This is a genomic window from Dysgonomonas sp. HGC4 (assembly GCF_001261715.1).
Lineage (GTDB): Bacteria > Bacteroidota > Bacteroidia > Bacteroidales > Dysgonomonadaceae > Dysgonomonas_A.
In genome coordinates this window covers 1-15,354 of sequence record NZ_CVRU01000038.1, presented here as the reverse complement: position 1 = coordinate 15,354, position 15,354 = coordinate 1, and the positions used below count along the sequence as shown (strand labels likewise).

The 15,354-nt window shown below is 33.0% G+C and carries 7 protein-coding genes; 3 read left to right on the top strand and 4 right to left on the bottom strand.

Translation table 11 applies throughout. From position 1 onward, the window contains the following. Positions 1-77: 77 nt before the first annotated feature. The 3 genes from HGC4_RS03845 to HGC4_RS03835 all read right to left on the bottom strand — a co-directional run bounded on the left by HGC4_RS03845 (position 78) and on the right by HGC4_RS03835 (position 4,088). On the bottom strand, positions 78-1,244 hold the full coding sequence (locus HGC4_RS03845) for a glycosyltransferase (protein ID WP_050708806.1): 1,167 nt from the start codon (positions 1,242-1,244) through the stop codon (positions 78-80). A gap of 270 nt (positions 1,245-1,514) precedes the next feature. Continuing rightward, positions 1,515-2,672 carry a diaminopimelate decarboxylase gene (gene lysA, locus HGC4_RS03840; protein ID WP_050708805.1) on the bottom strand — a complete coding sequence of 386 codons (1,158 nt, stop codon included), beginning with the start codon at positions 2,670-2,672 and terminating at the stop codon, positions 1,515-1,517. 105 nt (positions 2,673-2,777) lie between these two features. Then, positions 2,778-4,088 carry an aspartate kinase gene (locus tag HGC4_RS03835; RefSeq protein WP_050708804.1) on the bottom strand — a complete coding sequence of 437 codons (1,311 nt, stop codon included), beginning with the start codon at positions 4,086-4,088 and terminating at the stop codon, positions 2,778-2,780. Between the two features lie 455 nt (positions 4,089-4,543). Between HGC4_RS03835 and HGC4_RS03830 the strand changes: the two genes are divergently transcribed. Beyond that, complete coding sequence (locus HGC4_RS03830) at positions 4,544-6,160, top strand: ABC-F family ATP-binding cassette domain-containing protein (protein WP_050708803.1); 1,617 nt, start codon at positions 4,544-4,546, stop codon at positions 6,158-6,160. A 105-nt stretch (positions 6,161-6,265) separates the two neighbouring features. Here the strand turns inward: HGC4_RS03830 and HGC4_RS03825 are convergent, their stop codons facing one another. Then, positions 6,266-7,243, bottom strand: a complete 978-nt coding sequence (locus HGC4_RS03825) for a DUF4349 domain-containing protein (RefSeq protein ID WP_050708802.1) — start codon at positions 7,241-7,243, stop codon at positions 6,266-6,268. A gap of 265 nt (positions 7,244-7,508) precedes the next feature. Between HGC4_RS03825 and HGC4_RS03820 the strand changes: the two genes are divergently transcribed. Continuing rightward, positions 7,509-8,759, top strand: coding sequence for a type IX secretion system plug protein (locus HGC4_RS03820; protein ID WP_050708801.1), 1,251 nt, complete (start codon positions 7,509-7,511; stop codon positions 8,757-8,759). Positions 8,760-8,929: 170 nt separating this feature from the next. Continuing rightward, complete coding sequence (locus HGC4_RS03815; protein WP_050708800.1) at positions 8,930-14,788, top strand: alpha-2-macroglobulin family protein; 5,859 nt, start codon at positions 8,930-8,932, stop codon at positions 14,786-14,788. The last annotated feature ends 566 nt before the right edge of the window (positions 14,789-15,354 follow it).

Below are 15,354 nucleotides of genomic sequence, written 5' to 3'. Positions count from 1 at the left end.
TTAATTTATTATAATAATTTGTTCCAAAAAAGGCTCATTGAAATATCAATGAGCCTTTTTATATATATGATTGTATTTTATTTTTTCCGTCTCTTCTTACTTTTAGAAATTCGAGAGAAGTAAGAATTGTAGTAAGGTTGAATAACATCAAGAAAAGGTAATGTTAAATGAAACCGAGTTGAAAGAAAATGATCGGCTGCTTTATTTAAAACTAAAATTTGGACTGTATATCTTATGATAAAGAATAGAATTGCAACAGCTAAATATACCCAAAGAAGTAATATTGAACTATAAACTATTGAGGCTATAGTTAGTAAATAAAATAGGTATCTGGAGAATGTTTCCAATGAGAATATTCCAGCAGTGAATCCTTTGAAATTAAATTTTGCTCTGCTATATGCTGTCTTAATTTTTCGCCAATGAGAAAAATTATCAAGTTCGGTAGATATATAACTATCCTGATTTAAAGCTACGGCAGTGTTATTGTTGGTCATAATGTGGTTCACAAAAACCTCTTCAGCATTGTCGTAGTTGAGTGTTGCCGAAAAACCTTTATTATCGAAAAATAAGTGTTTTTTATATGCTAAGTTCTTGTATAGACCAGCAAATGGCTTGTTTTTAATAGCCATTGACATACATTGCAGAGTGAATAATAGATTATCAAATAAGGCAGTTTTATTGTTGAAATCTTCACCTTCTGTAAAACGACTATAGCCTATCACAATATCTTTGTCGGCTAAGCTATTCATCATTGATTTGATCCATTGATTTGTCATTGGGAGAGAATCGGCTTCTGTAAACAGTAATATATCTTTACGTGCAGCCTTGATCCCTATAGTAAGTGGTAGTACTTTGTTTTGAATAGACTCATTATCATCTGAATAGGGTGAAAAGGTGCTATATAAAAACGGATACTCTTTTTTTAGATTTTTCAAAAGGAACTCACTCTCATCAGTTGATCCGTCGTTTACAACTATTACTTCATAATCGGGATAGTCCTGATTAAGAATAGAGGGTAAACATCGAGCAAGGTTTTCGGATTCATCTTTGGCTACTATGATTACAGAGACAGATGGTAAATTGGTTCTATCTTCATTTTTATTGCTAGTTTTATTGAAATAAGACACAGGCTTCTTGTAGTACAGAATATAAAAGAATATCTGAATAATAAGAGTTACTAGTAGTATTGATAGTAGTGTTATTCCAATAATATCAAGCGTAAAATAAGATGAAAATTGTTCCATTATAGAATATATATAAGTACCGTAAAATATTTATAGCTGTGTTTAAGGTCTCAGACCTTTTAATACTTTATCAAGCATAATACTATGACTTGATAATATATCATCAAAACTTTCAGATAATTAACATAGAGAGACATATATACAATGTATCTCTATCCAAATATTAGACAAAGATACTAAGATTTATAAACCTTACCCCTTTACAACAGAAGAAAGCCAAGAATTATCTGCTCTTGACTTTCTTTAGATATTGATATCCAGTATTTATGCTTATAGACTATCTGATAGATAAGCTTTAGGCAATTCTCTGCAATTGTATTGTGAGGCCATTATTTCGCCATAAGCTCCTGCAGAGCGAAGGGCTACAAAATCACCTCTTTTAGTTTCATTCAATTCGTAATCTTTAGCAAAGCAGTCAGAAGATTCACAGATAGGACCTACCACGTCGTATTGTTGAATGGGTAGATTAGATGAAATGTTCTCTATCTTATGATATGCTTGATATAGAGCTGGACGAATTAAATCGGTCATACCTGCATCAAGAATTATAAATTTTTTGCTTTCGCCTTCCTTTACATAAGTAACTCTCGAAACAAGAGAACCACATTGTGCTACCATGGCACGACCTAATTCGAAATGAAGGGTTTGTCCTTTTCTTAATTCTAATTTACTATTGAATAGATCGAAGTAATTTTTAAAATCAGAAATTGGATTTTCATTAGGATTATCATAATCGATGCCTAATCCACCACCAACATTGATGTGTTTAAGAATAATACCTTCGTTTTCGCATTGTGTTTGCAACTCGTTTACACGTTCGCATAATGGATCAAATGTATCAACTTCTGTAATTTGAGATCCGATATGGAAGTGAATACCTAATAGTTCGATATTCTTCAATGTTTTGATCTTTGCAAAAACTTTAGGCAAAGAAGACATTGAGAAACCGAATTTATTTTCGTTCAGTCCAGTAGTAATGTATTCATGAGTATGAGCATCTACATTAGGATTGATACGAATAGCTACAGATGCTGTTTTTCCTTTTTTCTCAGCCAATTCATTTATTACCTCTAATTCGGGTAATGACTCAACGTTGAAACAGAAAATATTGTAATCTAATGCTAAATTTATTTCTTTATCGGTTTTACCAACTCCTGCAAAAACAATTTTAGAAGCAGGAAAGCCTGCATTAATAGCTGCTTTTACTTCGTTACCACTAACACAATCTGCTCCAAAACCAGCAGTTGCAATTATTTGTAAAATTCTGTGATTTGCATTTGCCTTTACTGCATAATGCTGTATATAACCATACTTATGAGTTATTTCCTTAACTATAGATAGGGTTTCTTTTAATAGATTGACATCGTAATAATAGAAAGGAGTTTCGAGCCCTTTGAAGCTCTCCACAGGAAATGTTCCTTTTGTCATATATTGTAATTAAGTAAATGAAAAATATTTAATGATATATTTTAGAGTCATAACGTCTCTGGATATTGCAACAATCAAAGCTATAAAAGGTTTAAATCTTACCGCTTAGAATATTTTATTATTTAGAGATTGTAATGTCTTTTCTTTGTCTTCTTCTTTGATAATGAAGGATATATTATAACTGCTTCCTCCATATGAAATCATTCTGATAGGCACATTTTTAATGGCATCCAGAACTTCTGCTTCTAGGCTTGCATTTTCCCAATTAAGATCGCCTACAACCGAAATGATAGTCATATTTTGGTCTACGGTTACTATGCCTAGTTTTTTCAGTTCATCTGTAATTTCAGTCAGATATTTAGGACTATCAATAGTAACAGCTACGCCGACTTCAGAAGTGGTAAGCATGTCAATTGATGTTTGATGATTCTCGAATATTTCACAGACTTTTCTCAAAAAGCCATGAGCGAGTAGCATTCTGCTCGATTTAATATTGATAACGGTGATACCATCCTTAGACGCTATTGCCTTAATCTTTCCCTTTTCAGTCTGATTAGAGATAAGTGTACCTTTTCCTTCTGGTTTATATATATTCAATAAACGTACTGGTATATTTGCCATTTTAGCAGGAAGAATACACATTGGATGCAATATTTTAGCACCAAAATATGCTAATTCGGCAGCTTCATCAAAATTGATCTGATGTACAATATGTGTATTAGAAATCAATTGAGAATTATTACCATATAGAGCATCAAAGCCTGTCCAGATTTGAATTTCTTCTGCTTGGATGGCTGCACCCACAAGAGATGCCGAATAATCGCTTCCTCCAAATTGAAAGTTATCTATTTCGCCATAAGTATTCTGACAGATATAACCTTGGGTTACAAATATATCAGTATCCTTATTTTGCTGTAATAGCTTAGTAAGGTTTTGCTGAATGAAAGTAGAATCGGGTTCTTGCTTCTTATCTATTCTAATAAAGTCTTTAGCTTGTAGTTCAAGAGCTTTAATATTTAACTCTTTTAGCATTAATGTAAAAAGCCCTGTACTTAGAAGTTCGCCTTGAGCAAGTACTATTCTTTGTTCGAAAAGTGTGAACAGATCATTTGTAAATGAGCGGATATAAGAAATCGTTTCTATAACAAAAGATTCAGCTTCGCTTTTTATAGCTTGTGCAGAATATAATTCTTCAACTTTTTCAAGATATTCTTTTTCCAGACGATTGATAGATTCGTTCGCTCCTTCAGGGTTTTTTTTGTATAAATAATCTGAAATTTCTTCTAATTGACTGGTTGTACCTGCAATAGCAGAAAGTATTACAATACTATTAGGTATTTGACTAACTAGTTTAGTAACAATTTTAAGCCTCTCGGGGCTTGCAATGGCAGTGGAACCGAATTTCAGAACTTTCATCTTTATATGTTGTATTAAAAAATGATTACTAAGGTATAGACCTAAATATATTGTACAATGTAAGTATACGGATAATAAAGCAAGCTTTAATCTCTTTAGTATAAATTATGTAACAATAGATATCTTCCAGTATCAATATACTGAATAAAGATGAACAAAAATACAAAAAAAACTTGTATTTTCTTGCTTTGGATCAAATCTGATACCATTTTTTAAGTTCTCCTTACAGTTGTTTCATTTTTAGAATGTTTTGATGCTTATCATTGGAGTGGCAGACGGTTTGGTTAATTCGGTAAGTAAAATATACCTAGTTAGTTATACTTATGTAATGTGGCAATAGATATTTAGCATTATTTAAATTGGTTGAGAATGGTTATTAGATACTTGCAGGGTTGTTTATCTCTTCAAAATATCTACCTTTGCACCTCGTTTTAAATTAAGAAGAATAGAAGTACATGCTGATAGTTGAATCGCTTAAAGTAGAGTTTGGAGGAAAAACTCTTTTTGATAATATAAATTTTATAATTAACGCTAAGGATCGTATAGCTCTTGTTGGTAAAAATGGTGCAGGCAAAAGTACCATGTTGAAGATACTTGCAGGTGTAAATAAAAGCTATCAGGGTTCAGTTTCAGGTCCCGAAGGGATGACTATCGGTTATTTGCCTCAGGTTATGCAGGTTTCGGATGATAGAACTGTTCGTGAAGAGGCCTCATTGGCTTTTTCGCAGATTTATGATCTGGAAGCACTTATAGAAGAAATGAATCGTCAGTTGGAGACTCGTACAGATTATGAGTCGGATGATTATTCGAAATTATTGGATGATTTTACCCATGCCCATGAAAGGCTAGCAAATATAGAAGATACCAACTTCGATGGTGAGGTTGAGAAAACATTGATGGGGCTTGGTTTCAAACGTGACGATTTGGACAGAGCAACGAGCGAGTTTAGCGGTGGTTGGCGTATGCGTATCGAACTAGCTAAATTGTTGCTTCGTAAACCTGACATTATGTTATTGGATGAGCCTACCAATCACCTAGATATTGAATCTATCGGTTGGTTAGAGGATTTTATAACTACTCAGGCAAATGCAGTGGTTCTTATATCGCATGACCGTACTTTTATCGATGCAGTAACTACTCGGACTATTGAGTTGACTTTAGGTAAAATTTACGATTACAAAGTAAACTTCTCTAAATATATAGAATTGAGAGAAGAACGCCGTCAACAGCAAGTACATGCTTGGGAAGCTCAGCAAAAACAAATACAGGAAATTGAAGAGTTTATAGAGCGATTTCGTGCTCAGGCAGCTAAGGCTACTTTGGTACAAAGCCGTGTGCGCCAATTGGAAAAACTGGATAGGGTAGTGATTGATGAAGAAGATCGTTCATCTATTCGCATTAAGTTTCAACCAGCCACACGTTCGGGTACTTATCCGTTAACGGTTGATATGGTTACTAAAAAATATGATGATTATCTTGTTTTTGAGCATGCCAATTTAATGATAGAGCGTGGAGAGAAAGTTGCTCTTGCCGGTAAGAATGGTGAAGGTAAATCAACTTTTGTTAAATGTGTGATGGGCGAAACTCCATACACGGGAACAATGATGTTGGGGCATAATATAACGATTGGTTATTTTGCTCAGAATCAAGCTGACTTATTGGATGAAGACTTAACTGTTTTTGAAACAATAGATCGCGTTGCTGAAGGTGATATACGTACGCAGATACGTAGCATATTAGGTGCTTTTATGTTCAATAGAGATGATTCTGATAAAAAAGTAAAAGTGCTATCAGGAGGAGAACGTACACGTTTAGCAATGATTAAATTATTGCTTGAGCCTGTAAATCTTCTTATTCTCGATGAGCCTACCAATCACCTCGATTTGAAAACGAAAGAGGTTTTGAAAAATGCTCTTCTGGATTATGATGGAACTGTAATATTAGTATCTCACGACCGTGATTTCCTTGATGGATTAGTAACTAAAGTATTTGAATTCTCAGATAAGAAAGTAAGAGAACATATTGGAGGAATCAAAGAATTCTTAGCTAAAAAGAGAGTTCTTTCTTCTTAATATGATATATCAATAATAAAAATAGCCGAACTAATTTGTTCGGCTATTTTTATATACTACTTCAATTGAGTACCATTAAAGGTAATATTTTATCTGCACAACTACTTATTCTTTCTTCTTTCTGTATTTGCAATAGAGTATAGCTAAGATTGCACCGATTAGAATAAGTGGCCAGATATTGAGTAGGAATATAAGTAATGAACTTACGATAATCCATCCATTATATAATGCGTCTTTTGCTTTTTCGCCTAAGCTGGTTTCATATTCTTCTACAGGTTTTTCGCGTAATACTCTTTCTGTATATACACTTGTATTTTGGTATAATTTAATAGTGATGGTGCTGTATTCTACCTGATCGTTTATTTCGTATTCAGCCAACTTTGTTTTATCGGCTTCTTCGAGAGTATTGTCAAGAACTTCTTCTGCATCTATTACGTCATTCAGTTTATGTCCTTTATTATTAATAGCATCTGATATTCGTCTACCTTTTTTACTCATGCGCTCCTGTTTCATTTTCTCAGAAAGTAGCTGTAAAGTAATATCTTTTGCTTCTATAGTTCGATAATCAATTTTAAGAGCTAGTGGTGCAATTTGCTTTAATACAGTATCTAATTTGGTATGTGGTACTCTTAATACGAGATCGGCAATAAGATTACTGTAATGAGTTACTAAAGATGAGTCGTTAGAAATATTAGTAGTCGTTGAATAGCTATTCTCGTTATTTATAGTTGAATGGATTATAAAACCATTGTTCTTTATAATGATATCTTCTATCGTATAAGTTGCTTTGGGAATATCTTTTACTTTGAATTTTATTTGGGCAGTTCTTATAAATTTATGAACATCATCATGGTTGCTGGTAGATGCTGCCAGAGAGCTTATAAAATTAGATTGAGAAGAACTTGCTGATGTTCCTTGCAGTATGGTAGGGGGCGTAAAAGCTATATTTGCTTCGGTTTCTGCACTTGCTGCTGATTCAGAAATATCACTAGCTTGATGCTCTCCTTGAGAGGATTTATTGGAGCATGATAACAAAAGGCATACTCCTAGTATAATACTTATCGATTTAGTTTGTAGAATCATAATATGCAAATTTAGATTATATAATTATAGAGGGGATAATGCTCTCCGATTCCATAAGGAGGAATAGGAATAGTAGAATATTACACTTTGAGATATTATAGTCTCAGACCTTTTTATTGCTTTGGCAAGTAAAAAACATAGTTAGTTATAATATTAAAACGTGGTATAAATATTTTATATTACTTAGTTGTACAAGTTTTGTTTAAACTTAGATGTTCCTTTATTTGTTATTATTACTTTAGTGTGTGAAATAAATTATTCTTCTATGAAACGTATATCCTTATTCTTATACTTGCTCATTGTTTCTACAGTTTTAATGTATGGACAAGTATATAAAACACAAGCATTATCGGACGAAATACATACTATACAAGTCAATGCAGGGGGCGATTGGCGGCGTTTGCCCTATATTCAATTAAACAATAATGATTATATCCAGATAAATTTCGATAGGATGGGTGCCAACTCAACTAAGCAGTTGCGCTATCGTCTTATCAATTGTTATGCTGATTGGACTCGCTCGCCGCTGATAGATGTTGAATATGTAGATGGATTTAATGATATTCCGATCGAAGATTTTGCTTTATCCTTTAATACAACTGTAGATTATATAAATTTCAATATTGAAATACCTAACGATAGGCAACGGATAATGCTCTCAGGTAATTATGTCGTAGAGGTGTATGAAGAGGACAACCCCAATAAGGTTTTGCTGACTGCCTGCTTTTCTATATTAAATCCTGAGGTGCAAATAACAGGCTCGGTTTCTTCTAATACAGATATAGATAGTAATAGAGAGCATCAGCAAGTATCTTTCGTTATCAATACTAATAATTTGAGGATAAGAGATGTGTTTTCTGACTTAACGGTATTTGTTCGTCAAAATAATCGTCTGGATAATCAGAAATCAGTTATTAAACCAACTTTTATTCAAGGTAATAGATTGGTGTATGAATTGAATAGGGACTTAATTTTTGAAGCAGGTAATGAATATCGAAGATTCGAGTCTGTAAGTTTTCGATATAATGGTTTGAGGATAGAATCAACAAAGTATATAAGACCTTATTACTATACTTATGTTGTTCCCGATAAAATAAGAGCAGGCAGAAGGCATGTATATGATCGTGATCAGGATGGGAGATTTTTTATTCGAAATGCAGAAGGACGAGACAGTGATGTTGATGCTGATTATTTTATCACCAATTTTACTTTAAAAGCCGATAATCCATTCTTAGAGCCAATCTATTTAAATGGTGCTTTTACAAATGATATATTCGATGAGAAGTCATTGATGACATACGATTATAATGAGAAAGAGTATCGTGGCTCTATGCTATTAAAGCAAGGTGCATACAATTATCAATACTTGGCAAAGTCGGGTAAGAATTATACTACCTCTGTAGTAGAGGGTAATTATTTTGAAACACAGAATCAATATTGTATATATGTTTACCATCGCCCATTGGGTTATCAAAGTGATAATTTGGTAGCAGTACTGTTAATATCTGGTAACTAATAGCTGCAAAGGTTAAAAAGAGGAGTTGCTATATGGAATTTTCCTTTCAAAATTACCTATTAAATAAATGAAAGTATTTAATGGCTATACTTTCTTATTATAACAGTCTATTGCTGTTGTTGTAGAAAAGGTTTAAAGCTTTATTTCGAGAAACGTAAAATAATAAAAATATGAAGAAGCGATTAATTTTAGGTCTGACTCTGCTCTTATCTGTTGGAGTATTTTCTCAGACTTTAAAAAATGGAGGTTCTATGAAGTCATATGAACAAAAGTGGACGCAGATACAGAAATTAGAGAAGGACGATCTGCCTAAGTCTGCAATAAATGTAATAGATGAAATTCTGAAACAGGCAATTGCTGATAAAAATACATCGCAGACAATAAAAGCCTTGATCTACAAGAATAAGTATCAAATAGCTACGGATAAGCAAGAGAATATTCAGTTATTTACTGATCTGGAAAATCTGATAGCTACTTCTAGGGATGTTAATGATAAAGCATTATTACATTCGATGTTGGCCGAGTTATATCTGAACTATTATGATGTGGATAGATGGACCATTGATCGTAGGACTAATATTGCAGGTTTTGTACCTGATGATATGAAAGAGTGGTCGAAGAATATATTTCAAGAGAAAGCTCTAAGCAATTTGGAGGAATCAGTAAAAGATCAACCATCATTGTTGAAGCAGACTACAAAGAACTATAAGGATATTATAGAGCTAGGTGATGATTCTCAGACATTGTATCCTACACTGTATGATTTCTTGGTGAATCGGGCAATAGATCAATCTACGAGGATAACTTCGGCAAATAATCAAGTGTCAGGGTTTCAAAAAGCTCTTACTGCAAAGAAATATAAAGTATCAGATTTGGCTGTAACTGCATCCGATTTTGTGAAATTAGATTTTTCAGGAGAGGATAATCTCATTACTTTACAATATTATAAAGAGTTTCTTCAATCTCTTCTTAGTCGTAATAAGAATGAATCTTTAATGTTGTTAGAGCTGCGACGAAATAGCTACTTATCAGGTCTTTCGGAAACATATCGAACCAAATATGCTTATAATTTTTTAGAGTCATTAGAAAAAAAGAATCAGGCATATGATTATAATGTAGAGGTTATTAGTGCTTTAGTTGATTACCTGAATAGCAATAATTTATCCAGATGGGACTACTATCGCCGTGTAGATCAAGGTGATAATATTAATACTAAAAAAGCATATGATTGGTGTAAATATGGTTTGGAAAAGTATCCTAACTATAAGCGTATTAATTTACTAAAAGGTAAATTAGCTTTACTGGAAAGCCCTTATGCAAGAATAGATGGAGCATCGGTATATCATCCTGATAATAAAAGTAAGACTTTCAAATTGACATATAAAAATTTGAAAGAAATGACCATCAAAGTCAAGGATAAAAAGACCAATGCTATTGTTAAGACTGAAAAAATAGCGCTTAATCCTAAAACTACTTATTCGACTGATCAACATGAGTTTACTTTAGAATTAGATAAAATAGGTAATTATGAAGTAACAGCCGATTTTGATAAGAAGAGTAATACATCAACTAACGATTGGTTTTCATTTAGTATTTCTACGATAGCCGATTTTGCGAGAATTACAGGTGAAGATCAGTATGAGTTTTATACAGTAGATCGCCTTTCGGGTAAGCCAATGAAAGATGCTTCTATTGTGATTTATGCAGTGTCATGGTCTCCTGAAAAGTATACGAAGGTTGACGAAGTAAAGACCAATGCGGAAGGTTTTGCTACTTATGATCTTAAGAAATTATTAAAGGATAATAAAAACAAAGACAATTTCAGATATGTATATAGAGTGAGTAAAGATGGGGTAGAGTTACCTCAATATCAATACTTCTCTAATACTTCAGTATATTCTCCTTCTCTTAATGATGACGTGATTAGTATATTTACTGACAGAAGTATATATCGTCCCGGTCAGATTATGTATTTTAAGGCTGTATCAGCAAAACAAGTTGATAAGAAAACAACAGTATTAAATACAAATAAGAAGTATAAAGTGAGTTTATATAATGCAAACAATCAACTGGTTGTAGATAAAACACTTTCTACTAATGAATTCGGATCAATATCAGGTGAGTTTGCGTTACCTCAAAACGGACTTACGGGCCAATATAGAATTGAAGTAGGAGAATCTTCTCAATATTTTAATGTTGAAGAATATAAACGTCCGACCTTTCAAATAACATTCGATAAAATAGAAAAGACATATGCTTTTGGTGATGTAGTGAAACTTATAGGTCGTGCCGAAAATTATTCGGGAGCTAAAGTACAGGGAGCTAATGTAAAGTATAGTATCACGAAAAGTTCATTCTTTAGATGGTGGTCTCCGGCACCTACCGAGAATATAGATAATGGAACTGTAACAACTAACGATGATGGTTCTTTTGAGATTACTTTTACTGCACCTTTAAATGATTCTCCTGCAGGAAGATTCAGTAATAATATTTTTAATTTTTCTGTAAATGCGGAGGTGACTGACATAAATGGCGAAACACAAAGTGGGAACTATAATTTTGCTATAGGTGATGTGTCGATGATATTATCAGCTAATATTCCCTCACAATTAGATAAAGCATCGAAAGAAAAAATACATGTGATGGCAACAAATCTTAACGGACAAGCTATCGAAGCTAAGGGTAATTATACAATATATAGTGTATTACCTAATGATAGTATTAAAGCTGAAGTGTTGTCAGGTGGTTTTACAACAGATACTACGGTATTTGATCTTAGAAATGAGATTGTTAAATTATCTTCGGCTAGATATATGTTATCATTAAATGCTAAAGATGAGAAGGGTAGGGATGTAGTATCTCGCAGTTACTTTATCTTGTATTCTTTGGATGATAAAACTCCTCCCATTGAAACAAATGAATGGTTAATTGAAAAACAAAAGACTTTTAATTCCAATAAAAATGCTGAGATAGTATTAGGGGTATCTGCTAAAAATGCAACTATACTTTATGACTTGCTAAAGGGAGATAAACTATTGCAACGTCAACATCTTGAGTTGAGTAACGAGAATAAGAAATTTGTAATTCCTTATAAAGATGAGTATGGTGATCAGATTACAGCAGTATTTACGTATGTAATTGATGAAAAACCATATATTAGACAAGTAACTCTTTCTAAAGAAGAAGAGGCTAAGAACTTGAATTTAAAATTCGAAGTATTTAGAGATAAACTTCGCCCCGGTCAACAGGAAGAATGGCGTATTTCAGTAAAAGACAATAAAAATAAACCAGCCTTTGCTGAATTATTGGCTTCGATGTACGACACTTCATTAGATCAATTACAATCTCCCAATATTTGGTTATTAAATCCTAAATATGAAGAGTATATTTATCCTAGAGCATTTAGTAGCGATGGCTCAGCTTTTGGAACTGCGAGTGCATCATCATCTTTTGCAAGTGTAACTTATAAATACGATCCATTTAAATGGGATCAACTAAATTGGTTTGGATTCCGTTTCTATGGCAATGGGTACGGTGTTATGGTAAGAGGTGTGTCTGTGATGTCTCCTGCTCCTGAAATGTTGCAAGATAGAGCTGCGGGAGCAGTTTCTCTTGATGTTGCTGAATTAAAAGAGCATAAAGTTATTGCTAGTGAGGGCGAAGAAAAAAGTCTTGTAGAGAATTATATGGATGAGTCTACAAAACCTCAAATTCGTACTAATTTCAATGAGACAGCGTTCTTTTATCCTCAATTGAAAACAGATAAAAACGGAGAGACTATTATTAGTTTTACTGTTCCAGAAAGTAATACTACTTGGAAATTCAGAGCTTTAGCATACGACAAATCATTAAATATAGGAAGTTTAGAAGCTTTGTCAGTTTCTCGTAAAGAATTAATGGTTACACCTAATATGCCGCGTTTTGTTCGTGAAGGCGATAAAACAAGCATATCTACTAAAATATCTAACTTATCGGATAAAGCAATCAGTGGAAAAGTTAGAATCGAATTCTTTGATCCTTTGACAGATCAAGTGAAATCAATTGGGGTAACTAATCAATATCAAGACTTTACTTTAGAGAAAGATGCTTCGGGATCGGCAACATGGACATTTGATGTTCCTGATGATATTGATATGCTGGGTTGTCGAGTTATTGCAGAGAGTGCCTCATTTAGTGATGGTGAGCAACATGTAGTTTCGGTGCTTCCTAATAGAATGTTAGTGACTGAAAGTATGACTATGAATGTGAACGGAAATCAGACAAAAGATTTTGCTTTTGAAAAATTGATTAATAATAAATCGAATACATTATCTAATTACCGTTTGACTCTTGAGTATACAGGCAATCCTGCTTGGTATGCAGTACAAGCATTACCTACGTTGAGTAATCCTACAAATGAAAATGCTGTAAATTGGTTTGCCAGTTATTATGTAAATACTTTGGGATCGTTTATGATGAAACAATATCCAAAGGTTGCTACAATGATTGAAGCTTGGAAAAAACAAGGTGGAAATAAGGAAACACTTGTATCTAAATTACAGAAAAATGAAGAGCTAAAAGCAGTGTTGTTAGAAGAAACTCCTTGGGTTCTAGATGCCAAAAATGAAACTGAGCAGATGAATCGTCTATCGTTATTATTTGATTTGAATAATACGAATATGCAGACACAACAAGCTATTGCTAAATTGCAGGATTTACAAAATCCAGATGGAGGATGGTCGTGGTATAAAGACATGTATTCGAGCAGAAGTATGACACAATATATATTATATGGATTTTCGCAATTGGTAAAACTCAATGCAGTTGAATATCCTAATGAAGTGCGTGTTATGCAAATGAATGCTTTGAAATATATTGATGCTCAGATTTTAAAAGATTTTACAGAACTGAAGAAACATAATACAGATTGGACGAAGATAACAAGTATATCTACCAATCAGTTAGAATATTTGTATGTAAGATCTAATTACAGAGATATTCCAATCGACCAAGCTACAAGAGAGGCAGAAAAATTTTATACATCTGTAGTAGAGAAAAATTGGACTGATTTGAATTTATATGAACGTTCTCTACTTGCAGTATTGTCTGTAAGTAATGGTAATAAAGCGGTGAGTGATAAAATTATGAATTCGATTCGTGAACACGCAACCGTTAATGATGAAATGGGAATGTTCTGGGCAAATAATACAAGTAGTGCCTTTATGAGTAACTCTGCTGTAACAGTTCACTCTTTCATAATGGAAGCTTTCCAAGAAACAAAGGCATCTCCCAGTGATATGGATCTAATGAAACAGTGGTTGTTGAAACAAAAACAAACTCAGGTTTGGGAATCTACTCATGCTACTATTGATGCTATATATGCATTGTTGAGTACTGGCAGCGATTGGTTTGCATCAACAGGAGAATCTAAAATCTTTGTGAATAATAAAAAGATTGAGTCTAAAAATAAAGAACTAGGTACAGGTTATATCAAAGAGTCGTGGTCAGGAGATCAGATTTCAAACCAAATGGGTAATGTGAAGATCGAAAAATCGGGAGATGGACCAGCATGGGGTGCTATGTATTGGCAATATTACGAAGACTTGAATAAGATAACTACTCAAAAAGGAGAGCTGAATATTGACAAAAAGTTATTTGTAGAAAAGGCAACTGCTAATGGTAAGACATTAGTAGAAGTTACAGAATCTAATCCTCTGAAAGTAGGAGATAAAGTAATTATGCGTCTAACTGTTCGAGTAGATCGTGATATGGAGTTTGTACACTTGAAAGATATGAGAGCGTCTTGTTTCGAGCCAATAGAAACTTTATCAGGATTGAGATGGCAAAATAATACTTACTACTATCAATCGACTAAAGATGCTTCAACTAATTTCTTTTTTGATCATTTAGCAAAAGGAACATATGTTTTTGAATATCCTGTATACGTAAATCGTAGTGGTGAGTATTCTAATGGAATAACTTCTATACAATGTATGTATGCTCCTGAATTTATATCTAACACAAATGGTGTAAAAGTGATTGTTCAGTAAATAGAGAAAGTCTCATATATATGATGTATGACCTTGTACGAAAGTGCAGGGTCATATTTTTTTTACTAAGATTATTTAATGTATACTGCTATTTCAGAGTTATGCTATAATGATTCGATAGGGAAAAAATGACCTATGTGAAGTCCTGAATGTTTGAGAAAAGTAAGGTTAGTAGCCGTTTCAAATATAATAGGACAACCTCAGAGAGTTAAAAAGACATTATTTCTATTTGAAATCTTTGTCTACTAAACTTTTATGACCTCTTTGGTGTTATACCTAAAAGATGCCTAAATAGACTGTTTTATTCAATAAATGGCTATTTATTGTCAGGGGGAGCATCTTAGCTAAGGATACAGCTTGAATCATAAAATGATTCCTCTTTCCAATACAATTTATTCCTAATCGATAGTTTAGTTTCTTTAAATAGTTGTTTATCTGATAGTTTAGTTTTTAGGTTTAGTGTTCTATAAAAGTGTTTTAGTTATAAGTGTTATTTATTCTGCAATATTATAAGGCTATAATATTGTGTATTAGATTATTTAGTATAGAAAAAGGAGCTAATATAA